This is a genomic window from Caenibius sp. WL, assembly GCF_019803445.1.
GTDB lineage: Bacteria > Pseudomonadota > Alphaproteobacteria > Sphingomonadales > Sphingomonadaceae > Caenibius.
The window spans coordinates 832076-856095 of the sequence record NZ_CP081844.1 but is presented as its reverse complement, the minus strand read 5'-3'; the positions used below and the strand labels follow the sequence as shown (position 1 = coordinate 856095).

The following is a 24020-nucleotide window of genomic DNA, read 5'->3' as shown; positions in this document are numbered from 1 at the left end:
CCATGGCGCGATGAAGAAAGTTGCAATCATCGCAGAAGAGCGTTGTAACGGAGGACAAACCGGCTGCCGTCGATCTGGCGGTCCGGTTCCCTGTCATCTCATAGATGCCCGGTGCAATAGGCCAGCAACAGGATAAGCGGGATAGGCACGCCAATCAGCCAGAGCAATGCGGAACGCATGATAACTTCCTCCGATTATGGATGTTTCAGCAACGGCTTGCACAAATGGTTGTTCCATGGCGGCCGCACGGCGGTGATGCTTTGCTGCCACGGAAACAAACCAATGATTGATGCGTACCAGGCAGAATAGCCATGGCGCGGACAGCGGCGCCATCACTGCGAACGAGGTGCTACGCTGGCATTATCGAAAGCATATGTAGGCGTAGCAGGCTGGACGATCCCCGCCGCTATGACAGACGCGTTCGCGCGCACGGGCAGCCATCTCGAACGGTATGCTTCACGCTTCAATTCTGTCGAGATCAACAGCAGCTTCTATCGGCCGCACCGGTGCGCCACATATGAGCGCTGGGCAGCGAGCGTGCCGGATGGCTTCCGTTTTGCCGTGAAGCTTCCCAAGACCATCACCCATGAACGCCGCCTGCGTGATTGTCGCGATCTGCTGGAGCGGTTTGCGGGCGAAATCGCCGGGCTGGGCGAGAAGCGTGGGCCTGTTCTGGTGCAATTGCCCCCAAGCCTTCCTTTCGACCATGCCGCTGCACAGGAATTTATCACCGAAGCGCGGCAGATTCTCGGCGGGGCCATCGTCTGTGAGCCACGCCATGCAAGCTGGTTCGGCAAGGAAGCCGATGCGCTTCTCGCCAGCGAACACATCGCCCGCGTTGCAGCCGATCCCCCCACGGCCGAAGCCGGGTCGCAGCCGGGCGGATGGGCGGGGCGAGTATACTTCCGCCTGCATGGCGCACCCCGCATCTATTGGTCCAACTACGCAGATGCCGCGATCCACCGGTATGCTGCGCATATCCAGGATATTTTGCGGACGGGGCGCGAAGTTTGGACCATTTTCGACAACACCGCAGCCGGGCGGGCACCCGCCAATGCACTCACTCTCCTTCGTGACCTCGCATAGCCGATGCACTGGCTGTGGAACCGAGATGGCAAGCCGGATGCCTTTCGCGTAAGCCGCACAGGATGAAAATCTTCTTCGATGGCTGTTGCCGGCCGAACCCCGGCCCGATGCAAACGATGGTGGTCGCGGGGGGCCAAGTTTTTCATCACAACACACTCGGCGAAGGGGACAACAACGATGCGGAATGGCTTGCTCTGATCCATGCCCTTACGGTTGCCAGATCGCTGGGTCTGGCAGACGTAACGCTGCTGGGAGATTTCTCTCTGATCGTGAATCAGGCCCAAGGCACTGTCGCATGCCGGGCTCCGCGCTTTACAGCGAGACTGGCCGAATTCCGTGCCTTGACAGGTCATTTCGAACGCGTGCGGCTTCATCACATCCGCCGCACGCAGAATCTTGCGGGGATCGCGCTGGAACGCATCCATGGCAGGCTCTGACCGGGGATAGCAGGACATGGCAAAGCTGATCTTGTTCAACAAGCCTTACAATGTGCTCTCCCAGTTCACGGATAGCGCGGGGGACACGGCACGCGCGACGCTGTCCGAATTCATCGATGTACCGGCCGTCTATCCGGCCGGACGGCTCGACCGCGACAGCGAAGGGCTCCTCCTGCTGACTGACGATGGCAGATTGCAGGCCAGGATATCCGACCCGCGCTTCAAACTGCCGAAGACCTATCTGGTGCAGGTCGAAGGCACACCGCAGGAAGCAGCGCTCGAACGGCTGCGGCGAGGTGTCCAACTCAAGGATGGCATCACGCGCCCAGCCGAGGTCGAACAGATCGATCCGCCAGCACTATGGCCTCGCGATCCGCCGGTCCGCTTCCGCAAAAGCGTCCCCGATCACTGGCTTCGACTGACGATCCGCGAAGGACGCAATCGCCAGGTACGCCGGATGACCGCGGCCGTGGGCTTACCGACACTAAGGCTGGTACGCTGGAGCATTGGCGACTGGACACTGGAAGGGCTTGCACCGGGTGAATGGCGCGGTGTTCCTTCGCCGCGTTGAGGCAGCCACGCTGCAACCTCTTGCAAGTGTGACTGCCCCAACTGCCCCCGCGATGTGAAGGAGGAACCAGCTCTTTTTCCCGCCGTTCTGCCAAGTAATGGCAAATAACTTCGCCTGGTTACAACCGCGCCCCTCGGGGCTCTATATCGCACCGGCTGACTGTTGGATCGATCCTGCGGTGGCGGTACCTTGCGCGCTCATCACGCATGGCCATGCCGATCACGCGCGCGGTGGGCATGATCGTGTGATCGCAGCCCCGGCGACGTTGGCCATCATGGCTTTGCGCTATGGAGAACAGGCGAAGGTATCTCCAGCCGTTTATGGTGAGCAGATAACCTTGCAAGGCGGGGTGAAAGCCACATGGCTGCCGGCGGGGCATGTGCTCGGTTCTGCGCAGATATTGCTCGAGTATGCTGACGAGCGGATCGTCGTCACGGGCGATTACAAGCGGCGGCGCGACCCCACATGCGATCCGTTCGAACCGGTGCCCTGCGATGTCTTGATTACCGAGGCCACATTCGGTCTGCCGCTGTTCCGCCATCCACCGGTGGAAGAAGAGATTTCCCGTTTGCTTGCCGCGCGAGCGGCAAATCCTGAGCGCTGCGTGCTTGTCGGCGCATATGCCCTCGGCAAGGCGCAGCGCCTGATGGCCGAATTGCGCCGCGCCGGTTATGGCGAGCCGATCTACCTCCACGGGGCAATGGAACGGATGTGCCGTCTCTACGAGGAATGGGGTGTCGATCTCGGTCCGTTCGAGCTTGTCGGCGATAGGGCTAGGAATGATCTCGCCGGGCAGATCGTCCTATGCCCACCTTCCGCCCTCAACGATCGCTGGAGCCGCCGCCTGCCCGACCCCATCACCGCCATGGCTTCGGGCTGGATGCGCGTGCGGCAGCGCGCGCGCCAACGCAATGTCGAATTGCCGCTGGTCATTTCCGATCACGCCGATTGGGAAGAACTGACCGGAACCATTCGCGAAGTGGACCCGGTGGAAACATGGATCACGCATGGTCGCGAGGAAGCTCTGCTTCGCTGGTGCGAGCTCAACCAACGCCGCGCCCGCGCACTCACTCTCGTCGGTTACGAAGACGAGGACGATTGAGATGGAACGGTTCGCCATCCTGGTCGATGCTCTCACTTACACTCGCTCACGCAATGGCAAGCTCAAACTTATCGCCGATTATCTGAAGACCACGCCCGATCCCGATCGCGGCTGGGCACTCGCAGCGCTGACCGGCGGGATAGACTTCCCTGCGGTGAAGTCGTCGGTGATCCGCAAGCTGCTGACGGAACGGATCGATCCTGTGCTTTATGCTCTGTCACGGGATTACGTGGGCGATACCGCCGAAACGGCGAGCCTGCTCTGGCCCGCCGCAGAGGACGGAGAGGGAGTGCCGCCGCGCGTTGCCGAAGCGGTCGATGCACTGGCGGCAATGACACGCGCTTCGGTGATGACGGACCTTCCGGGGCTTCTTGATCGCCTGGATGCCAATGGCCGTTATGCCCTGCTCAAATTGGCGACAGGGGCCATGCGGATCGGCGTCTCCGCCCGCCTCGCCAAAGTGGCGTTTGCCGATGCATTCGGCGTGCTCGTGGACGATGTGGAGGAATATTGGCACGGACAGGTGCCCCCCTATATCCCGCTGTTCGATTGGGCGGACCGGGGCGCTCCACCGCCTTCGGGCGAAGGGTTGCCCCTGTTCCGCCCTTTCATGCTCGCGCATCCGCTCGATAAAACCATCATCGACATGCCCGACTACGCCGCCGAGTGGAAATGGGACGGCATCCGGGTGCAGATCGTCCATGTTGGGACGAAGGATGACGGCGAAACGCGGATATATTCCCGGTCGGGCGAAGACATCACCGCCACTTTTCCCGAGATTGCCGAGGCCATGGATATTCCGGCTGTGCTTGATGGGGAACTGCTGGTGCGCGGCAGCCATCAAGGCGGGCAAAAAGGCGGCGCGGCGAGTTTCAATGCCCTGCAACAACGGCTCGGCCGCAAGACTGTCTCGCGCAAGATGCTGCAGGACTATCCCGCTTTCGTGCGCCTTTACGATATCCTGCTGGCAGGAGACGAAGATTTGCGGCCACTCTCGTGGGAGCAGCGCCGCAGCCGGCTGGAGCAACTGATCCCACGGCTGGATCCGACACGGTTCGATCTGAGCGAAACAATCACGGTCGCCAGCCTTGAGGAACTTGCCGCGATCCGTGAGCGGACAAGAGACGAAGCGATTGAAGGCGTCATGCTCAAGCGCCGGGACAGCGCTTACGTTGCCGGCCGGCGGACGGGGCTGTGGTACAAGTGGAAGCGCGATCCCCTTTTGGTCGATTGTGTCCTGATGTACGCGCAGCGCGGGAGCGGGAAGCGTTCTTCATTCTATTCCGACTATACGTTCGGGTGCTGGGACGGTGACCCGGATCAGGGTGCGGAACTGGTGCCAGTGGGCAAGGCCTATTTCGGTTTTACCGACAAGGAATTGCGCTGGCTCGATCGCTATATCCGCACGCATACCGTCAACCGGTTTGGTCCGGTACGCGAGACGGACAAGAGCTTGGTGTTAGAAGTCGCCTTTGATTCTGTGCACGAAAGCAAGCGGCATAAATCGGGTCTGGCGATGCGTTTTCCGCGCATCAACCGCATTCGCACCGACAAGCCTGCCCACGAAGCGGACCGTCTTGAGACTTTACGGGACCTGATCCAGCCCTAGCCATCACCAGCTTGCGATGTCGGCTTGCACCATGTGAAGGGAACCCATGCCTTTCGCCTCCGTTATGGGATTAGAAGGCAAATTCCACAGCATGCTTTGGAACTCGCATGGGCATACGAGCGCCGCTGGGTACGTCGTGACCCCGAGGCATGGTCTCATTCGTAGGGAAGGCGGATATGACAGCCAAGACAATCGAATCCCGTACCTTTAACCCCGTACCGGCGGCACAAGCGAAAGCGGAAGCCATCGCCAAAGCGAAAGCGCTGGCGCCCGATCTTGCCGTGCGGATCGGCAGCACACCCAAGACAAAATTCCGGGGCAATCCTGATGTGTTCGGCCGACTGGTCGAAGACCATGACCGCCATCGCGCTTTGCTGGCAATGATCGAGGAAACGACAGGCAATTCCCCTGAGCGGGAGATGCTCTTTACGGAACTGGTCCAAGAGTTGAAAGGCCACGCCGCTGCCGAGGAGCAGGCTTTATGGTCAACGGTTCTGCGCGACCCCAATACAACCGACTTCGCCCGGCATGCGATTGCCGAGCATAAGGAAATCGATGATATGCTGGCCGATCTCGCAGCGCGCGATATGGCGTCTTCAGCCTGGTTGCGTCGCTTCGCTGGTCTGAGGGAAGAATATCTCCACCACATCCGCGAGGAGGAACAGGAACAGTTCGTGGCGGCAGAGAAGCATCTGAGCGCTTCCGATCTTCGTTATATGCGGCAGGTCTTCAACCGCAGAAAGAGGGAGGAAAAAGCCGCAGCGAAAATTGAAGAGAAAATCAATCTTAAAAATTGAATTTATTATTTCTTAACCTAATTTCTCCGAACACTCGATTCCAAATATTTCTTCCTGTAAGACAAGGGTGATTTCCCGGATATGCGTTTAAATGCCACGGTAAAGGAAACCCGGCTTGAAAAGCCGAGGAGATAGGCGATTTGCTTTAAAGGTCTTTCGGCTTCCAGCATGGCCTTCGCCTTTTCGAAACGCCTTTTTTCGACAAAGCGGTACACCGTTTCTCCCATTCCCATACGAAACAGCCGCATGAAATGGCGCTCGCTCATACCGAGCACACCTGCAAGTTCTGCGACCCGGATCCGCCGGGTAAGGTTTTCATCGATGTAGTCTTGCACCTTGCGCAATTCGGCATGTGACAGTCCTTTTCCATTTTGACTGTGCGCATCCGCCCGGGTGCGGCGTACATGACGAACCAGATCGATCTTGATAAGCGCGCCGATCGTCTCAAGCAGGAGATCGGATGCGAAGCCAGGCGCGACAGCTTCCTGAGCCAGACGGCGCATACCGTACCCTACTTCCGAGCAGCGAATATCAAGACAATCGCTGAGGAGCGATGGATCACGTTCGCGGGTGAGCAGGTCGAGATCGCTATCCGCCGGATCGAATTGCAATCGGGCCACGTTCAGCATGCCGCCGTCGCTACGCGTATGCAGCGGAACTGCGGCCGGGACCATGACAATTGTCCCCAAAGACCGGGGAGAGGATATGTCACTGTCCAGTTCATACCACCCTTCGGCAAGAGTCCGGGGCGTCAGGTTTGTCATGCTCAACATGTGGTTCGAACTTACCAGTCGCCGATCCTCGTCCTCGGGCCATGAGAACTGGCCATATTCGAACCGCATGTTGGCTGCGTTGACAGTGACGCGTTCCATGTCTCGATCAACTCCCCCCAAATGGCAGGATTTAATACATCGATGGCGCCATCGATAACGCCACTGAAATTGTGAGGGCAAACTAGCTCATTTACATTGGCTGGCAACCGGCGGACGCGCAAACCGATCCAGTGCCGACAGAAAGAGATGTCCATTTGAAGGGCGCCAGTCATGCAATGCAGGTGACTTGCGCTCCATCAAATGCGCGGAATTATCGCCAATCGCTTCCTTTTCATTCCTCTAACCGACCTCAAGAAGAATTGCAGGAAGAGTGGGAGGTGGCCGCAAAGGTCTTTTCCGGCAAAGAAATGGGATGAAGATTATGAAGTGGCTCTCCATACCGCCGTTGGTTGCATTGACTTTTTCGGCCAATCTGGCGGCGACAACGGCCCTCGGGCAGACGGAATTCCGCGGCAAGATCGGCGATACCGTTGCCCAGTCCCAACCCGATTTCGAAGCGCCGGTGCGCGCGGCGGCAGGTAGCCCAAACATCATCTATATCCTGCTCGATGACACCGGGTTTGGCGATCTGGGAATCTATGGATCGGAAATCGCGACGCCCAACATAGACAAGTTCGCGCGCGGAGGGCTGGTGTATAACAATTTTCATACGCGCGCCGTGTGTTCCCCTTCCCGCGCGGCCCTTCTCACAGGGCGGAACAGCCATTCGGTTGGCGTCGGAAATCTCTCCAACATCGTCAATGGCTTCCCGAACAAGCGGGGACATATAAGCCACGCGTCCGCCACTGTAGCCGAATTGCTTCGGACGAACGGCTACAGCACTTTCATGGTCGGAAAGTGGCACAACACACCGCCGCTGGGCGGGACGTCTTCTGTGGCCGAATGGCCCGTTCAGAGGGGGTTCGACCGGTTCTATGGCTTCCACGGCATGACGGACCAGTTCCATCCGGAATTGATGATCGACAACACCGTGCAGCCACCCCGTTCAGGCCCGGATTACAATCTCAACGAGGATCTGGTCGATCGTTCCTTGCAGATGATCGCGTCCCATATAGCAGTTGCCCCGGGCAAACCATTTTTCCTCTATCTCGCGCCCGGTGCGACCCATGCGCCCCACCAAGCCCCATTGTCGTATATCGCGAAATACAAGGGGCGTTACGATGCCGGGTGGGATGCCATGCGGACTGAGCGTTTCCATCGCCAGAAAGCGCTCGGGGTCATTCCGGCCGATACGAAGTTGCCGCCGAGAGATGACGATGTCCGCCCATGGGCGTCATTGACTCCGGCGCAAAAGGCCATCGCAGCGCGCATGCAGGAAGCCTATGCCGGGTTTCTGGAGCAAACGGATCATGAAATCGGCAGGCTGCTTGGCTTTCTCGACAAGGCCGGTCTGCGTGAGAACACCATGATAGTGCTCATGTCCGACAATGGAGCGAGCCGCGAAGGCGAGCAGCTCGGAACCACAAATCTCACCTACAATATCACCAATCAGGCACGGAAAGCTCAGGATGAGGCGGAATTGCTCGCCCATCTGGACGATGTTGGAACCGAACGAAGTTATGGCAACTATCCCCATGGCTGGGCAATGGTCAGCAACACGCCGTTCCGGAATTTCAAGCACAGCGTGCAAGCCGGAGGCACGCGTACGCCTTTGATCATTTCCTGGCAGGGACGCATCCCTGCAGATGGGCAAGTGCGCAACCAGTTCGTCGATATCATCGATATCACACCGACTGCGTTAAAGGCAGCAGGAGCGGTGCTGCCAACGCATTTCAACGGCGTGAAGCAGATGCCGCTGGAAGGAGAGGACATCAGCGCAACCTTTGCCGATGCCAAAGCTCCCGATCCGAGATCCACGCAGTATTTCGAGCTTTGGGGCAACCGTTCAATCTGGAGCAACGGCTGGGTAGCCTATGCCAACCATCGCAAGGGCACCCCATTCGAAACGGATCATTGGCAGTTGTTCAATACCAGGAAGGACTTTTCCCTAAGCACCGATATCGCACCGCGCAATCCCCGCAAGGTGGAGGAACTGAAGCGTCTCTGGTGGGAACAGGCACGCCAATTCAATGTGTTGCCGATAGACGATCGCGCCATGGGCGAATTCGGCTTCGGCAATCCGGAAGAGGTGGTCACCACCTACACTTTCTACCCTGAAACCGGCACGGTTCCCTTCTCCGCCTTGCCCAACCTCAGCAACAAATCGTTTTCGGTCACTTCCTTCTTCAACCGCAAAAGTACCGGATCGAACGGTGTCGCAATCGCCAGCGGCGACCGGTTTGGGGGATTCTCGGTGTTCGTCATGGATGGATACCTGAATTTCGTCTTCAACGATTTCGGGAAGGAGACACGCATCGTCTCCGACAGGCAAATCGCTGTGGGACCGGCCAAAGTCGAAGTGCGCTTCCGCAAGGACAATGCTTTTCAGGGCACAATCGAATTTCTGGAGAATGGCCGAAGGATCGGGGGTGGCCCCCTTTCCATGACACCGGCAGCCATCATCAGCTGGGCCGCCACCGATATCGGCTATGATGCGGGATCGCCAGTCAGCGATGCCTATGCCCAGTTCGGAACCTTCCCCTTCCCGAAGAATGAGCTGGAGAAGGTCGAAATCCACTTTCAACCATAAAATAACTCACCGCTTTTCAGGAGAGGACCATGAACGACACAAAGGGTCGAAAAACGGCAAAGACATTCTCACCATTCCTATATGCTTGCCCGCTTCTTGCGATTGCATGGGTATCGCCGGCTTATGCGGATAACCAACCGCAAGGGGCGAAAGCGGGCAACGAACCCGCCGATATCATCGTCACCGCCCAGAGGCGGGAGGAAAGACTGTTCGATGTCCCGATCTCCATCGCAGCCTACGACAAAAGTTTTCTCGAAAGCCGGCAAATCAGCAATATCAATGATCTGGCAGGCCTCGCCCCGAACGTGAAATTCTATTCCGTCGGATATAACACCAACACGCAGATATCGATCCGGGGGGCAGTGCAAGGGCAAACCCAACCTTTCACCGATCCTGCAGTCGGATTGTATCTGGATGGCGCCTACATTGGAAAATCGGCTGGTGCGGTTTTCGATGTGGCGGAACTGGAACGGGTGGAAGTTCTCAACGGGCCCCAAGGCACCTTGTATGGCCGCAACACTCTTGCAGGCGCGATCAACCTCGTTACGCAAAAGCCGACAGGGCGGTTCGGCGGAAAGCTTGAGATCGGCATCGGTAATTTCGGCAAACGCTATGCGCAAGGAAGCCTGAATCTTCCCGCAATCGGCCCATTGAGCATCAAGTTGAGCAGTTTGCTTGAAAAAAGGGATGGCACAATCGATGTGACAAGCAATCCGTTCCCTGAGGTCAGAAATGCTCTCCCTCCCGCCGTCGATGAACTCGATAGCCTGAACACGAAAGCATTCCGGGTGGCAATGAGGCTGGCAGCCTCGACGAACCTGACTTTGGATTACACTTTCGATTACAACGATACCAAATCGTTGATGCAATATGGCAAGCTCGTCCATCTGAACGATGGGGGTATCTTCGATCCTGCCTCGCCAGCCTATGTCGGCGGCTATGTGGGCGGCCAGTATCTGGGCCTGCCTCTCGATCTGTATCTTGAGAAGCCGGGCAGATCGAAGAATGCTGTTATCGACGGCGGCCCTTTCGGGCAGCGTCCGTTCGATAACCTCAAATTCACCAATCACAATTTTACCGCCACATGGAATCTTGAGGCGGTGACTCTCAAGTCGATAACGGCCTACCGCGATCTCGACGCCGACAATTCCATCGATCTCGACGGATCGCCTCTGCTCGTGGCCGCAACCAATTACCTGGGCAACTACAAGTCATTCTCGCAGGAATTGCAGGCCTCTGGAGGGGGCGGAAGCTTCAAATATACTGTCGGCCTGTATTATTTTCACGACAAGGGAAACGATACAGGGAACCAGCAGTACTTTGGCGGCGCCACCACCGTTAAGAACAGATTCTGGTACGAGACAACGGCTTATGCTGCCTACGGACAATTCGATTTCGTACCCGGCTTTCTGGACAAGCTGACGTTGACCGCAGGGCTCCGCTACAGCAGGGAAACCAAGGAAGGCAGCCGCACATCGTTCCGGCAAGGGAGCGGTTTCACGATCCCTCCAGGCACGGAGGGGAAGAAAACGTTCGATGCTTTCACCCCGATGCTTACCGTAAAGTATGATATCGATGACACGGCGAATATATATGTGAAGTATGCGCGCGGTTTCAAAAGCGGTGGTTTCAATCTCGTTGCGCCGACTGCAGCGGAGATATTGATTCCGTTCAAACCTGAAATTGTCGATGCGTATGAAATCGGTTCCAAGCTGCGGCTGTTCAACGGGCGTCTGAATTTAAGCGCCGCAGCCTTCTGGAATGAGCATAAGGATATGCAGTTGAGCGTCTTTGCTCCGATTTCCGGGGGAACAACGCAAACGGTTATTCGGAACGCGGGCAGCGCACGTGTTCGGGGTTTTGAAATCACCGCGCAGGCGCGGCCGGTGAGCTGGCTGAGACTGGACGGTTCGCTGGGCTATCTGGATGCCAAGTTCAAGCAATACAATGAACTGGGCGTCAACGTCGCGAAGGATAGACCCGTGCCCTCCGCGCCCAAATGGACAGCCAGCGTGAGTGCCGAAGCCACGTTATGGGATAGCGATCATTCGGCCGGCCGCATCATTCTGGATTACCGGCATTCGGATTCATATTATCAATATCCGTATTCTCTTACGATCGATCCGCGTCTGGGGCAGAATGCCAATATCGCGAAGCCCGATGCGACCGATATCGTCAATGCGCGCTTCAACATATCCAATATCAAGATGGGCACCGGATCTGCTGAAATTTCCCTATGGGTCGATAATGTCTTCGACCAAAAATACCTGATGAGCGGGATCAATTTCGGACCGTCTTTCGGCGGTCTGGCCATAGGGTACTACGGACGGCCGCGCTCATATGGGCTTAATTTGAAATACACTTTCGATTGAGCACTCCGGGCCGCGTCGACCGTTACGGTGTATTGAGGATAAGATCGGCCGCACGAAGCGCCATGGCCATGATCGGGCCATTGGTATTGGCGGAAATCATTTCCGGAAAGAAGGAACCATCGACGACCCGCAGGCCCGCCACCCCGCGCACTCTGAGTTGGGGATCAAGCACCGCGCGACGATCATCGTCCGGCCCCATCCGGCAGGTGCCGCAGGTATGCGCCGATGGTGTGCCATACTGCCGGGCGACGGCGAGTATTTCGTCATCGCTGTGGGCACCTGCGGAAGGAGCCAGCTCCTCACCGACAAGATCGGCCAGAGGCATCTGGCGGACCAGCTTTCTGATAAAGCGTGCGCCGTCCACCATGATCCTGCGATCATGATCGGTGGCGAGGTAGTTGGGATGAATGTCTGGCGCGACGCCCGGATCGGCGGAGCGAATCCGAACCGACCCTTCGCTGGTCGTCCGAAGGGGGTAGGAATAGAAATTCATTGCCGCACCGTCTGAGGTGATCATCCGCCCCTTCGGCCCAACCTCCATCGTGTATGGCCCCGATACGAACTGAAAATCGGCCCGGCCCGTATTTTCCTGCGTAGCCGCAAAGCCCGCAACATGATGCGTCGCGGTGGCGAGCGGTCCAGCACCCATAGCGAAATAGCGCAGGACATTGCGGGCCAGGCGCCAGCCGCGAAATTCACGATTCTGGCAATCGCTCTCGAACTTCAGAGCGAAAGCAGCGTAGTTGTTCCAATGGTCACGCAGATTTGCCCCCACATTGGGATTGGCGTGGACCACTTCGATACCGAGTCCACCTAGCATGTCCGCCGCACCTATGCCCGAACGTTGCAGCAACGTCGGCGATTGCAATGCCCCTGCGCTCAGGATCGCTTCTTTCCCCACCTTGTAGCTTATGGGGGTGCCACCACGCATGCAGCTCACGGCAACGATTCTTCGCCCCTCGAAAATCAATCTGTCCACCCTTGTATCGGTGGCGATGTGAAGATTGGGGCGTTTCCGCACCGATGCGGAAAGAAAGGCCTTGGCGGCACTAACCCGGCGCCCCCAACGGTCGATATTCGCGCAGATATAGCTGATGCCGCGCTGTTCCGTCAGATTGGGCTCCACCTTCCGTGGCAAGCCGAGCGTTTCCGCCGCCGCGATCATTGCATCGCCAAGTCGTGTGGGCGGCGTCATCGTCAGTGCCAATGGCCCGCCCCTGCCCCGCCAGTCGGTCGCGCCGAGAGCATGGTCCTCCAGCGCCATGAAATAGGGGAGGACATCCCGCCAACTCCAACCGGTGTTACCCAGTTCCGCCCATCGATCATAATCCTGTGGCTGCCCCCGGTGGTAAAGCAGACCATTCAGCGCACTTGAACCGCCCAACATCCTGCCGCGCACCACAATGCCACGCTCCGGTTCTCCGAATTGATTTCCCCAATCGGTTGCATGAGCATAAGTCACCGCCGGATTGTCTAGCAGGCGGACCAATCCTTTGGGCATCGCGATCAGTGCCCGCACACCCAAATTCGACACGTCAGGGCCAGCCTCGATCAACAGCACGGTGTTGCGCGGATTGGACGACAGGCGATTGACCAGTACACAACCCGCGCTGCCGCCGCCCACAATCACATAATCGTACTGCATAGCCGAAACCCCATCATAGCCGGGGCAATCGCCCGGGTATCATTGATAGATAGCGATATATGATGCCGGCAACGGTGATGGCGTTACGGATCGCGCCATAACCGTTTACGATTCTGACGCGTGAGAACAGCAGGCATGCCGAAGATAGGCGGCCACGGCGCAGTATACATGTCGGTGCGGTGGGCCTTATCCGGGAAGATAAAATCTGTTCGTCGGGGCGGATCGTCCGGCGGCGAGCATCCTTCTCTTTAACGGACCTGAACGGGCCGATGAGGGGAGAGGGTATGAACGGATTGAAAGTGGCTCTGGCCTGCGGCGTGTTTGGCGGCAGTCTGGCCTGGGTATCGCCCGCATGGGCCCAGCAGCGGGATTTCGATTTGCCCGCGATGCCCGCGAACAAGGCGATCCAGACCTTTGCGCAGCAGGCCGGAGTGGATGTGATCGCTCCGGGCGAAACGCTGCGCGGGGTGACGACCAATCCGGTGAGAGGTACGGCAGATGTGCACGATGCGCTCGATCAGATGCTGCGCGGCACGCCGCTGGAAGCGCGCAAATCGGGAGAACGCACCTATCTGATCAAGGCGGCCCCACAGCGCCCGCAGAAAATCGCCTATACCGCACCGCCAGCCCCAGTGGCCGCCGTGGCTGCGACCCCTGCAGTTGTGGAAGAAGCGCCGGTGAGAAGTGGTGCCGGGCTGTCCGAAATCATCGTGACTGCACAGAAACGGGAAGAATCGCTTCAGGATACGCCGATTTCCATCGCGGTGTTGAACAGCGGCGACATGGAAAAGCGCGGCGTTTTTACATTGGCCGATCTGGGCAGCGGATCGGTTCCCTCTATCCGTATTTCTCCTGCCAGCGGTCGGCCCTCCGTTCTGGTCGTAGCAATGCGCGGAATTAGCCCTGGCGACGTCACCCAGATCAGTCGTGACTCGACTGTCGGCATCTATATGGACGGGGTGTATGTGGGGCGCGCGCAAGGGCTGGGCACTGAAATGCTCGATCTTGAACGCATTGAGGTTTTGCGCGGGCCGCAAGGAACGCTGTTCGGCCGCAATGCCGTGGCTGGTGCGGTCAGCATGGTTTCCAAACGGCCGACAGGGAAGCTGGGACTCGATCTGACGGCAGGTATTCGCAATTTCGATGGCCAGAACGTCAAAGCACACCTGAACCTGCCGGAATTCGCTGGCTTTAAAATCAAACTTGACGGGGTCTGGAACAAGCGTGACGGTTGGGTGAAGAACTCGCTGCCCGGCGCATCCGATTGGTCGGCCACCAATCGCCGTGGCGCCCGTGTCAGCGTGCTGTGGGAGCCTGCCGCCAATCTGGAGTTCCTTTACTCCTTTGATACATCCCGCGATGCATCGACACCGGCCTATCCTCATATCCGCCAGCTTCTGCCCGGAGCGGTATTGCCTCCCCTCTTCTCGGTGGAAGACAGGAGAGTAAGCAAGGGCAGAGCAGGAGTCCCAATGAGGCCTGGGGTCGGCAAGGTTTCCGGCCATAGCCTGTATGCTAACTGGGATATTTCCGACAATCTGACGCTGCGTTCGATTTCTGCGTATCGCAAGCTCTCACAAAGTCAGTACGACAACCAAAGCAGTTTGGTCACGGCCTATGCCTCCAACGACGTTTTCGCCCGGTTGAGCTATGCCGATGTGCATCAGGACCAGTTCAGTCAGGAGGTGCAGTTCCTCGGATCGTTCGACAATCTCAAGTTTGTCCTCGGCGGGTTTTATTACAAGGAAGATGCAGACGATCTTGCTTTCTCCGCGTTCACGGCTCGCTTTAACAGCACCGGGACCAGTTACACCTTGCTACCGGTGGTGATCGGAGGGCCCACATATCCGGAACGGGCGAGCGCTATCCACACACGATCGAAGGCCATTTTTGGGCAGGCCACCTATACTCCACCCGTGCTGGATGAACGCCTGCATCTGACTGGCGGGCTGCGGTGGACGCACGATCGCAAGTGGGGCGCGCTGAACAAACTGCGCGGGGCCACGGTCCATCTCCCATTCGAGTTTCAATCCAAGCGGCTGGACCCGGCCTTCACCGTGGCGTTCGACTGGACGGATGCGATCAATACCTATGTCCGCTGGGGCAAGGCCTATCGAGCTGGGGGCGCAAATTCCCGGTCCATGACATTCCGCGAATTTGAGGATGAAGAGGTTGCGAGCTGGGAAATCGGCCTCAAGACCGAATTGTTCGATCGGCGTGTTCGCTTCAACCTGGCGGCATTTCGCACCCGTTACAGCAATCGCCAGGTCGATTTCCTGAATCCTATCAGCACTTCGAATATCGAGACTTTGAACGCGCCGGGCGCTCCCATCACCAAAGGATTGGAAGTCGACCTTACGGCACGCGTGGCGCCGGGCCTGACTCTGTCGGGTAGTTATGTCTTCACGGATTGGCGCACGGTGGACAATATCAATCCCTTCACAGGCAGGGTGGAACGTGGCGTCGTCAATGGCATGCCGAAACATGCCGCTTCCGTTGCGCTCGATCATGAGTTCGAACCTTTTGATGGCGTGACTCTTTCGACACATCTGGACGCCATCTATTCGAGCAGTTTCTATACGTCAGGCTCGACTGCACCCAAGACACCAGCTTATGCGGCGCTCAACGGCAGAGTGACACTGGGAGATATCGATATCGCCAGTGGGAGCAAGCTGGCGCTCTCCTTGTGGGGCAAGAATCTCACCAACGCGCAGTGGCCAACCTTCCAGACGACTTTCGCAGCGGCCGGTTTTGTGGCGGCGTATATGAATGAGCCGCGCACTTACGGTCTCGAAGCCAGGATAAGTTTCTGAGAATTGGCTTGAGCAGCGCTCCTTGCGCCGCCATTGTCATGCTTCCACGCTGCGGACATCGATCAGGTTTGATGGAATAGAGGTGTTTTATGAAGTTACTTTCCGTTTTGGTGCTCCCACTTCTGTTCGTCACCGCACCTGCGCATGCGCTGAACATTGTGCTATCCAATGACGATGGGCTGACCAGCAATGTCAAAGCTCTGTATGAGCAGCTTAAAGCAGATGGCCATGATGTGATCGTGTCCGTCCCTTGCCATGGGCAAAGTGGTATGGGCGCTGCGATCAAGTTCCTTGAACCGCTGGGACCGCTGACCAGCAATTGCCTCAACGATGCGGCGCAGGTGGGCGATCCTGGCGCGGGTCCGATGACCCGCGCCGGCCTGACTTCCGATTTCTTTTACGTAAGAGGTACCCCTGTCATGGCCCTGCTTTATGGGCTGGATGTGCAGGCAAAGCAGCGCTGGGGCAAAGCACCGGATCTCGTGCTGTCCGGTCCGAACGAGGGGCAGAACGTAGGCTCGGTTGTCGTGACTTCCGGAACGGTGAGCAACGCACAATATGGTGCGATCCGGGGGATTCCGGCCATTGCCTTCAGTGCGAGCGAGAAAACGGCTGACAATACCGCGCTTGCTCATCCCGATTCCCGCAAGGTTGCGGCGCTGGCAAGCCGCTTGGTCACTTTCCTCGCGGAAAAGGCCGGGGGTCAACGCCTGCTGCCTCAGGGCGTTGCTCTGAACGTGAACTTTCCCGACAGCCTGGATAACCCGAAATGGCGCATGGCCCGGATCGGTTCCTACGATGCTTTCGCGATAACATTCGTCGATGACCTCAGCAGCGATCCGATGACCCGCGCTTTGGGGCTTACTCTCCCGAAAGCACCGGGTGTCACTTTGTCCTTCAACGCAACGGCGCCTACGGCTGATCAGGCGGATAACGAAGCAGCGGTCTATAAAAAAGCGATTGCGGTATCTGTTATGCAGATCGGATACGATCATCGGCCCCGCGAAGCGAAACAGATCGCGCGTCACCTTAAGAAGCTTCTGGATAGCGAATAGGGGCACAGAATTGGATACGAGCGGCAGCGGTATGATGCCGCTCGTATCGAAAGTCGATCATCGGGAGGCCTGCTTCAGGCGGGATGTCTTCGTTTGAGGGAGTTATTTAGCTTCCCAGGCGCGCTTTTAGCGCCTCGCGCTACACCCCTACTCTGGTATCAAGCGAAACCACTTTGCCGTTTACCCGCTGTTGCGTGCCCATTGCCGCATGCAGAGGCTGATAGAACTGGCTGTACCACTGCCGTACCTTACCGACCGGGCCGTCCTTGGGAATGATCAGCGGCTGGATAATGGCCCGCTTCGCATTCCATAATTCCAGATCCTGCGCGAGCGTGCTTCTGCTCGCCTCCTGATAGGCACGGGCAATGGCCACACCTTGCTCGGGCCGGGCCGGATCGGCCGATTGCACCATCAGCGCATGCCACATCCGTACTTTGCCGTCTTCGGTGGGGGTATGGGCAATCAGCATCAGTGCCGGCAACTCTCCCTCCAATCGTGACTGGAGCAGTGCGGGCTCATGGGAGAGGGTATCGCCACCCCTTACCGGCTCCCGTCAAGCCCCATCGATCAGCTCAGCTGACAGGGCATAGAATGCATCACGCTGATACGACATCCTGAACAGTGGCATAGACTTGAGGCGGTGCCCGGAAGACAGCGGCGCGTGAAGCGCGTTCTTGGGCAGCCTTCTCGATATTCGCATGCTTTACTGGGCCATAGCCACGCACAAGCTCCGGCCAGGCGAGGAGTTCGGCGGCAGATTCCCAATTGTCCGCATTCAGATGTTCGACGACTTCGGCAACGGTCATTTCATAGTCGGCGATCAACGCGCGCTCAGCGCGCCGTTCCTCGCTGTAACCAAAAATATCGAAATGCGTCCCACGCAACCTCTTCAAACGGGCAAGCAAGCGCAACGCCACCAGCATACCCTGCCCGAACTTGCGCTTGGCCGGACGGCCGGTTGCCGGGTCCGTCCGTGAGAAGATCGGCGGCGCCATATGAAAGGCCAACTTGAAATCGCCGGTAAAACCTTGCTTGATCGAGTCCAGAAAAGCCCCATCGGTAAAGAGCCGCGCGACTTCGTACTCGTCCTTGTAAGCGAGGAGCTTGTAATAATTTCGCGCGACGATTTCGATAAGTTCGCAATCACCCGGACGAACGGCTTCGGCGCGGCTTGCGAAAGAGCCCAGCAGTTCGGCAAATCGCTGCGCATAGGCTTCGTTCTGGTAAGCCACCAGATCGCGCTTGCGGCGGTCGATGAGGTCATCGACGCTCTCGGACAGGAGCAGGCTGTCCCGCGTGACTGCCCCACCTGCGGCCAGACGTTCAACCGCCGCCGGATCGTGGGCAAGCAAGCGGCCAACGCGAAACACATCGAGATTGGCGCTGACCGCAACCCCGTTGGCCTCGATCGCGGCTTCAATCGATTGCGCGTGCACCGGCAGCCAGCCTTTCTGGCAAGCAAATCCCAGCAGCATGATGTTGGCCCCGATCGTATTGCCGGTCAGCCGTTCGGCCAACCGCGTGGCATCCACAAACGTAGCCCGATCCTGTCCGCAGAAGCGCTCAATAGCGGCCCGTTGCGCGGAAATGGGGACAGTGAATTCCGGATCGCGGGTGAAAGCGCCGGTAACCGTCTGATGATCGTTCACCACTGCAACGCTTTTGCCCATATGCAGCCGGGACAGCGCATCGTCTGACGCGGAAGTGACGATATCGGCACCGATCAGCACGTCGCACTGGCCCACGGAAAGCCGGGTCGCTTTCAGCAGGGAAGGATCGTTGACCACTTTCAGATGGCAATAAACGGCCCCGAACTTCTGGGCGAGACCGGTCAGATCGAGCGCTTGGACCGCCTTCCCTTCCGCTTGGGCAGCAGCCGCGACAAGGTTGGAAATAGTCACAACGCCGGTGCCTCCGATGCCAGCGACCATGAGACCGAAGACGTCATCGGTCTCGCGTACTTCAGGCATGGGAAGATCGCCGAACAGGTCGGCAGAGATGCTGACGCCGCGCGGTTTGGCCAGCGTCCCTCCTTCTACGGTCACGAAGCTGGGGCAGAACCCCTTGATGCAGGAGAAATCCTTGTTGCACGCGGACTGGTCGATTGTGCGCTTGCGGCCAAATTCCGTTTCAAGCGGCTGGACCGACAGGCAGTTCGACTGGACGGAACAATCGCCGCAACCTTCGCAGACCCGGTCATTGATGACGACTCTGCGCTGCGGATCGACAGCTTCCTTCTTGCCCCGCCGCCGGCGCAGTTCGGTCGCGCAGGTCTGTTCGTAAATGATGACCGACACACCGGGCAGTTCGCGCATCTCCCGCTGGACCTGATCGAGTGCATCGCGATGATGGAGGCGCACGCCGGGCGCAAAATCGCCGACCGAATGTTGTTCGGGCGCAGCGCTGACCACGGCGATGTTCTGCACCGCTTCCCCGCGCAATTCATGCGTGATCTGAGCGACGCTGATCGGCCCGTCGATCGGTTGCCCGCCGGTCATCGCAACCGCATCGTTGTACAGAATCTTGTAGGTCATGTTGACCTTTGCCGCGACCGCCTGCCGGATCGCCATGGAGCCCGAATGGAACCAGGTTCCATCGCCGACATTGGCGAAAATATGATCGTCGTTGAGGAAATGCGACGCCCCGGCCCAGTTCGCCCCTTCCCCCCCCATGTGCGGATAGGTGACCGCCTCCCGGTCCATGAGATTGACCAGCCAGTGACAGCCGATTCCGACCAGTTGCTGCGAACCGTCGGGCACTTTGGTCGAACTGTTGTGCGGGCACCCCGAACAGAAAAAGGGTGTGCGGATGACGTTGCTGCGCGGCACGGCAAGTGCCGTATCCACCTGATCCAGATATCCGATCCAGCCGGACATCGCCTCGGTACGATGAATGGGCTCCAGCCAGCGATGGAGCACGCGGGCGATCGTCGCCGGGGTCAGTTCGCCATGCGAGGCGAACCATTCCTCACCGCTGCGATTGCGCTTGCCCAGGATCAGCGGCCGCCGATCCTCCGGCATGTTGAAGACGATGTCCTTGATTTGCGGTTCAAGGAACGCGCGGCACTCCTCGATAACCAGTATTTCGTCGAGACCTCCTGCGAATGCCTCGATCGAACTCGCCTCCAGCGGCCAGACGAGAGCGATCTTCATGATTTCGATGCCATTCGCAGCGAGCTGTGCGTCATCGACTCCCAGATCGGCAAACGCCTCAATTGTGTCGGACCAGCTCTTGCCTGTCGATACAATGCCGACCCGGCGCTTCGGAGACGCGTGCGTGACACGGTTCAGGCGGTTCAGACGCGCGAATTCGCGGACGGCCGGAAGCCTATAGCGCAGCATCCGTTCATCCTGATCCACCGACCTGTCGGGCCAGCGCGTGTGCACACTGGCAGCGGGCGGAGGGGGCAGTTCGATTGCGGTACGGGCCGGATCGACATCGATCTCAAGCCAGCTTTCATAGATATCCGACACGCCTTTGACGGCAACCCACACCCCGGCGTAGCGCGAAAGCTGCCAGCCGATCATGCCGAAATCGTAAATATCCTGCACGCTGGCGGCGTTGAAGACCGGAATACACATGGAGGCGAGCGTGTGTTCGCTCTGCTGCTGGATCGAACTTGACCGGCTCATCGGATCATCGCCCACGGCCATGATGACGCCGCCTTTGGGCGCGGTTCCCCAGAGATTGGCATGGCGAAGCGCATCACCCGAGCGGTCGATGCCGGGCCCCTTGCTGTACCACATGCCGAAGACCCCTTCGAATTTGGGATCGAAGAAGCCGATTTGCTGCGTCCCCCAGACAGCGGTCGCGGCGAGATCTTCGTTCACCCCGGGCTGGAATATGATGTCGAGCGGCTCAAGCAGCGGCCTTGCCCGTGTCAAATCCTGATCGAGATGGCCCAAAGGCGACCCGCGATAGCCCGAGACAAAGCCGGCTGTCTTGAGCCCGGCGGCTCTGTCGCGGCGCGCCTGATCGATCGGTAATCGCACCAGTGCCTGATTGCCCGATACGAAGATCTTGCCGCCGATCTGCGTGTATTTCGCGTCCGGTGCCATCTTGGGTGAGGCCATACCCGCTATCCTCTCCTGTGGCGTGCAAGCTACGATCAGGGGGATCGCGCCAGCTATCGCGCTATGGCAATGTTCATTCCATGAAAGCGGGTTGTCAAATCAAATACATATGCGCGCAAAAGAAAATTGACGGTTTCGCGTTCTACTCGCGCTGTTGCAATTTTATTTGTATTTGCCAAAGACCGAACCATCACTCTTTATTATAATGAAGAAGGTGTAACTATATCGAGATAATTTGGGCGCCATAAAGACCACTCCATCGCAGCCAGGCTGATGGAAGGATATCTCGCTTAATCCAGGCGTCCGGGACCGGATACCCATCCCGACAACGCACGCCGTCAATACTTCATCGGCTTGTCGAAATCGGGGGATTCACCGCACATGAAGCCCCCGATACTTCAACACTAGCCCTCAATTGCCGAAGTTGTAGCGCAGACGGATGCCGTACATGCGCGGTTCGCCGAAGATCTGACCTTGGTTGCCAATCGCGTTGTACACGCCGCTGTTCGAGAGCGCGTATTTCTTGTTGAGCAGATTGGTCCCGAACAGGCTGACATCCAGACCGCTTCCAAGCGCGCCCTTCCAGTCCAGCGAGGCCGAGAGGAGGCCATAGGCAGGCAGGTCGCTGCCCGGCTCCCAGGTCGCGCTGCCATCGACAAATTTCTCCAGCGCGGGCCCGGATTGGTGCCGCGCGTCGGACCATGCATAGCTGACGAACAGATTGACGCCGCCGAAGCTTTCCGGGGTCGGCAGCGCAAGGCGGCCATAGACCGAGAAGATATGCGGCGACATGTATTGGAGCGGAATGCAGGAAAGCTCCGGAGTGACCGTCTTCAGATATCCGTTCGCCGCCGTCGAGTGACAATCCCAGACGGGAGTAGCCGAATTGTATGTGAACGACTTGTACTTGGCATCGGTGTAGCTGTAATTGCCGCCGATCTCGAGCGCATCGAACGGCTTGAACATCGCTTCCACTTCGACACCGCGGATACGCGCGGACGCTTCGCTTAACGTGGCCGCGCCACTCTGGTTTGTCGTCGGATTGAAGTCCGCCAGACCCCGCTGGATCTTGCTGTAATCCATGTTGAAGCCATTGACGTTCAGACGCACCGGGCGACCACCGATCTTGAAGTCGGATTTGAAACCGGCTTCCCAATCGGTCACGAATTCCGGGCCAAACTGCGCATACTGGAAATTGACGGCAAAGGCGTTGAAACCGCCTGCCTTGTACCCCCGCGTAACCTTGCCGTAGATCAGCAGGTTGTCGATCGGGCGATAATCGAGGCCGATCGTCCAGTTGGGCGCCTTGCTCTTAAGGTGGCCTTCATAGCGGCACCCACGATTGGTATCGACCGTCAGATTACCGGCATTCGCACGTGGGACGCTGACACCGTCGAACAGACAGGTCACATTGGCGCTATAAAGAGCCGGACGATAGCTTACTGTGCTGCCGTCGATCTTATCCCACGTGTAACGATATCCGCCGGTCAACCGTAGGCGGTCGAGCGCCGGGGAAAGCGCACCAAAATCCAGAGTGGCCTGGGCGAACAGGGCTTTCGATTCGTTGGTGACTTTCGCCCCCCGGAACCCGGCGCATTGCAGAGCCTGAGCTTCGCTGATGAGCCCGCACAAGGTGGCGAAGTAATCCTCCATCGGCCCGCCGGGTTTCTGCTTCGAATAGAAACCGCCGAGAGTGTAGGTCAGCTTGCCGTCAAGAGTATCGCCCTGCAGCTGAAGCTCTTCGGTGAACAGTTCGTAGTGATCCTTAGGCGCCATGCGGCTCAGCGAGGTAACGCCCGTGTCGTTGACATAGGCGACCGAGCCATCCTGATCGGAAGCATAGAATGACTTGAGCGATGCGAAGCTGATGATGTTACGCAGTTTGAGGCCTGCGGTCAGATCGACATCGGTCGTGTTGCTCACACCCCAGGTTTCGAGCTTGGCAAAATCATCCAGGCCGTGGGCTACTTTGCGGATGCCCCGCTTCTCCTGATCGGAAATCATGGTCTTCAAGACAGTGCAGTTCGGATCGGGATTCGCCTTGGTGCCGCAGTAATTACCGAAGCCGGCCATCGTGAAACCGAGCAGACGGGGGTAGTTGAAGCTGATCGGCACGATGCCAGTGCCGTTGGTTTTCGAATAGCCGTAATAGGCCATCGTGTAGTTGGAGATGCCTTCGACCGGCTCGAACTCGATACCGATGCGGCCCATCCGCCAATGCTGGTTGTCGCGATCCTTGTTCCAGTTGATATCCTTGGTGAAACCATCGCGATCGCGTGCGGAACCGACAAGGCGCACGCGCAGGTTGTCAGTCAGCGGGACATTGAGCACGCCTTCGAACTCGGTCATATTGTAATTGCCGAAACCGCCCGAAAGATAGCCCTCCAGGCGATCGGTCGGCCGGGCCGCTGTCAGCAGCACCGCGCCGCCGGTCGTGTTCCGGCCAAACAAGGTTCCTTGCGCACCCGAAAGCACTTGCACGCTCTGCAGATCCACAAAATTACCCGGACCGCCCTGCTGGCTGAGCGTGAAAGCTGCCGGAAGCGGCACTTCATTCATATAAATGACGACACCGGGCGAGCCCTGGAACGAGGCGCCCTGGCCCCGGATCGACGGAGACATGACGTCGCGCGACGATTGACCATTGGGCTGGACGACCAGCGAAGGAACCTGATTCTGCAGGCCCTGCACGTCGGTTATGTTGCGTTCGCGCAGGCTGTCGGGAGAAAGGGCCGTGATAACCACCGGCACATCTTGTGAGCGTTCCTCGCGGCGTTGTGCGGTAACGATGATTTCTGACAGGCCCCGCGACGGGTCCTGCGATGTCGCTTCAACCGCCGTGTCCTGCGCATACACATAGCCGGGCGACGCAATGGCAGTCGCCGCCAGGAAAACCGCTACTTTCCTCATATCCCTCTCCCTGTTTGTTTGTGCGACTCACACTGTTGCAAATTTGCGCGAGACGCTTTTGCGCGCCCAAACTATCGGCCGGCTTGCG

16 protein-coding genes are annotated in these 24020 nt (G+C 58.3%); 10 read left to right on the top strand and 6 right to left on the bottom strand.

Annotated elements, in window-relative coordinates; all coding sequences use genetic code 11:
• Positions 1 to 93: 93 nt before the first annotated feature.
• Positions 94 to 333, bottom strand: coding sequence for a hypothetical protein (locus K5X80_RS04115; protein WP_222559582.1), 240 nt, complete (start codon positions 331 to 333; stop codon positions 94 to 96).
• 75 nt (positions 334 to 408) lie between these two features.
• On the opposite strand from K5X80_RS04115, the gene K5X80_RS04110 reads away from it, so the two are divergent.
• From K5X80_RS04110 to K5X80_RS04085, 6 genes are all read left to right on the top strand, one after another.
• Positions 409 to 1086 carry a DUF72 domain-containing protein gene (locus tag K5X80_RS04110; RefSeq protein WP_222559581.1) on the top strand — a complete coding sequence of 226 codons (678 nt, stop codon included), beginning with the start codon at positions 409 to 411 and terminating at the stop codon, positions 1084 to 1086.
• Positions 1087 to 1148: 62 nt separating this feature from the next.
• On the top strand, positions 1149 to 1523 hold the full coding sequence (locus tag K5X80_RS04105; protein WP_222559580.1) for a reverse transcriptase-like protein: 375 nt from the start codon (positions 1149 to 1151) through the stop codon (positions 1521 to 1523).
• Between the two features lie 16 nt (positions 1524 to 1539).
• Positions 1540 to 2094 (top strand): pseudouridine synthase, encoded by a 555-nt coding sequence (locus K5X80_RS04100; protein ID WP_222559579.1) that lies wholly within the window; start codon positions 1540 to 1542, stop codon positions 2092 to 2094.
• A gap of 97 nt (positions 2095 to 2191) precedes the next feature.
• Complete coding sequence (locus K5X80_RS04095) at positions 2192 to 3196, top strand: ligase-associated DNA damage response exonuclease (RefSeq protein WP_222559578.1); 1005 nt, start codon at positions 2192 to 2194, stop codon at positions 3194 to 3196.
• A 1-nt stretch (position 3197) separates the two neighbouring features.
• Entirely contained in the window at positions 3198 to 4805 is a 1608-nt protein-coding gene (locus tag K5X80_RS04090; protein WP_222559577.1) for a cisplatin damage response ATP-dependent DNA ligase, read from the top strand.
• A gap of 176 nt (positions 4806 to 4981) precedes the next feature.
• Positions 4982 to 5602, top strand: coding sequence for a hemerythrin domain-containing protein (locus K5X80_RS04085; protein WP_222559576.1), 621 nt, complete (start codon positions 4982 to 4984; stop codon positions 5600 to 5602).
• A 17-nt stretch (positions 5603 to 5619) separates the two neighbouring features.
• Here K5X80_RS04085 and K5X80_RS04080 read toward each other — a convergent pair whose 3' ends face one another.
• Complete coding sequence (locus tag K5X80_RS04080) at positions 5620 to 6474, bottom strand: AraC family transcriptional regulator (protein ID WP_222559575.1); 855 nt, start codon at positions 6472 to 6474, stop codon at positions 5620 to 5622.
• Between the two features lie 271 nt (positions 6475 to 6745).
• Between K5X80_RS04080 and K5X80_RS04075 the strand changes: the two genes are divergently transcribed.
• Complete coding sequence (locus tag K5X80_RS04075; protein ID WP_222559574.1) at positions 6746 to 9064, top strand: arylsulfatase; 2319 nt, start codon at positions 6746 to 6748, stop codon at positions 9062 to 9064.
• 29 nt (positions 9065 to 9093) lie between these two features.
• Positions 9094 to 11436, top strand: a complete 2343-nt coding sequence (locus K5X80_RS04070; protein ID WP_222559573.1) for a TonB-dependent receptor — start codon at positions 9094 to 9096, stop codon at positions 11434 to 11436.
• 22 nt (positions 11437 to 11458) lie between these two features.
• Here the strand turns inward: K5X80_RS04070 and K5X80_RS04065 are convergent, their stop codons facing one another.
• Positions 11459 to 13081, bottom strand: coding sequence for a GMC family oxidoreductase (locus tag K5X80_RS04065; protein ID WP_222559572.1), 1623 nt, complete (start codon positions 13079 to 13081; stop codon positions 11459 to 11461).
• Positions 13082 to 13467: 386 nt separating this feature from the next.
• Between K5X80_RS04065 and K5X80_RS04060 the strand changes: the two genes are divergently transcribed.
• Both K5X80_RS04060 and K5X80_RS04055 read left to right on the top strand, forming a co-directional pair.
• A complete protein-coding gene (locus tag K5X80_RS04060) occupies positions 13468 to 15894 on the top strand; it encodes a TonB-dependent receptor (RefSeq protein ID WP_222559571.1) in 2427 nt (808 codons plus the stop codon).
• 89 nt (positions 15895 to 15983) lie between these two features.
• A complete protein-coding gene (locus K5X80_RS04055) occupies positions 15984 to 16949 on the top strand; it encodes a 5'/3'-nucleotidase SurE (RefSeq protein ID WP_222559570.1) in 966 nt (321 codons plus the stop codon).
• Between the two features lie 139 nt (positions 16950 to 17088).
• Here the strand turns inward: K5X80_RS04055 and K5X80_RS04050 are convergent, their stop codons facing one another.
• The 3 genes from K5X80_RS04050 to K5X80_RS04040 form a co-directional block, all read right to left on the bottom strand.
• Entirely contained in the window at positions 17089 to 17418 is a 330-nt protein-coding gene (locus K5X80_RS04050) for a hypothetical protein (protein ID WP_283249224.1), read from the bottom strand.
• A 127-nt stretch (positions 17419 to 17545) separates the two neighbouring features.
• Complete coding sequence (locus tag K5X80_RS04045) at positions 17546 to 21022, bottom strand: indolepyruvate ferredoxin oxidoreductase family protein (protein ID WP_222559568.1); 3477 nt, start codon at positions 21020 to 21022, stop codon at positions 17546 to 17548.
• Positions 21023 to 21433: 411 nt separating this feature from the next.
• Entirely contained in the window at positions 21434 to 23932 is a 2499-nt protein-coding gene (locus K5X80_RS04040) for a TonB-dependent receptor (RefSeq protein WP_222559567.1), read from the bottom strand.
• Positions 23933 to 24020: the final 88 nt, after the last annotated feature.

What these genes read in the sequence shown, in the direction of transcription:
- K5X80_RS04040 (WP_222559567.1), bottom strand. Translation starts at nt 23,932, where the DNA reads ATGAGGAAAGTAGCGGTTTTCCTGGCGGCGACTGCCATTGCGTCGCCC.
- K5X80_RS04045 (WP_222559568.1), bottom strand. Translation starts at nt 21,022, where the DNA reads ATGGCCTCACCCAAGATGGCACCGGACGCGAAATACACGCAGATCGGC.
- K5X80_RS04115 (WP_222559582.1), bottom strand. Translation starts at nt 333, where the DNA reads ATGGCGCCGCTGTCCGCGCCATGGCTATTCTGCCTGGTACGCATCAAT.
- K5X80_RS04085 (WP_222559576.1), top strand. Translation starts at nt 4,982, where the DNA reads ATGACAGCCAAGACAATCGAATCCCGTACCTTTAACCCCGTACCGGCG.
- K5X80_RS04080 (WP_222559575.1), bottom strand. Translation starts at nt 6,474, where the DNA reads ATGGAACGCGTCACTGTCAACGCAGCCAACATGCGGTTCGAATATGGC.
- K5X80_RS04050 (WP_283249224.1), bottom strand. Translation starts at nt 17,418, where the DNA reads ATGCTGATTGCCCATACCCCCACCGAAGACGGCAAAGTACGGATGTGG.
- K5X80_RS04070 (WP_222559573.1), top strand. Translation starts at nt 9,094, where the DNA reads ATGAACGACACAAAGGGTCGAAAAACGGCAAAGACATTCTCACCATTC.
- K5X80_RS04105 (WP_222559580.1), top strand. Translation starts at nt 1,149, where the DNA reads ATGAAAATCTTCTTCGATGGCTGTTGCCGGCCGAACCCCGGCCCGATG.
- K5X80_RS04055 (WP_222559570.1), top strand. Translation starts at nt 15,984, where the DNA reads ATGAAGTTACTTTCCGTTTTGGTGCTCCCACTTCTGTTCGTCACCGCA.
- K5X80_RS04060 (WP_222559571.1), top strand. Translation starts at nt 13,468, where the DNA reads ATGCCCGCGAACAAGGCGATCCAGACCTTTGCGCAGCAGGCCGGAGTG.
- K5X80_RS04100 (WP_222559579.1), top strand. Translation starts at nt 1,540, where the DNA reads ATGGCAAAGCTGATCTTGTTCAACAAGCCTTACAATGTGCTCTCCCAG.
- K5X80_RS04110 (WP_222559581.1), top strand. Translation starts at nt 409, where the DNA reads ATGACAGACGCGTTCGCGCGCACGGGCAGCCATCTCGAACGGTATGCT.
- K5X80_RS04090 (WP_222559577.1), top strand. Translation starts at nt 3,198, where the DNA reads ATGGAACGGTTCGCCATCCTGGTCGATGCTCTCACTTACACTCGCTCA.
- K5X80_RS04095 (WP_222559578.1), top strand. Translation starts at nt 2,192, where the DNA reads ATGGCAAATAACTTCGCCTGGTTACAACCGCGCCCCTCGGGGCTCTAT.
- K5X80_RS04065 (WP_222559572.1), bottom strand. Translation starts at nt 13,081, where the DNA reads ATGCAGTACGATTATGTGATTGTGGGCGGCGGCAGCGCGGGTTGTGTA.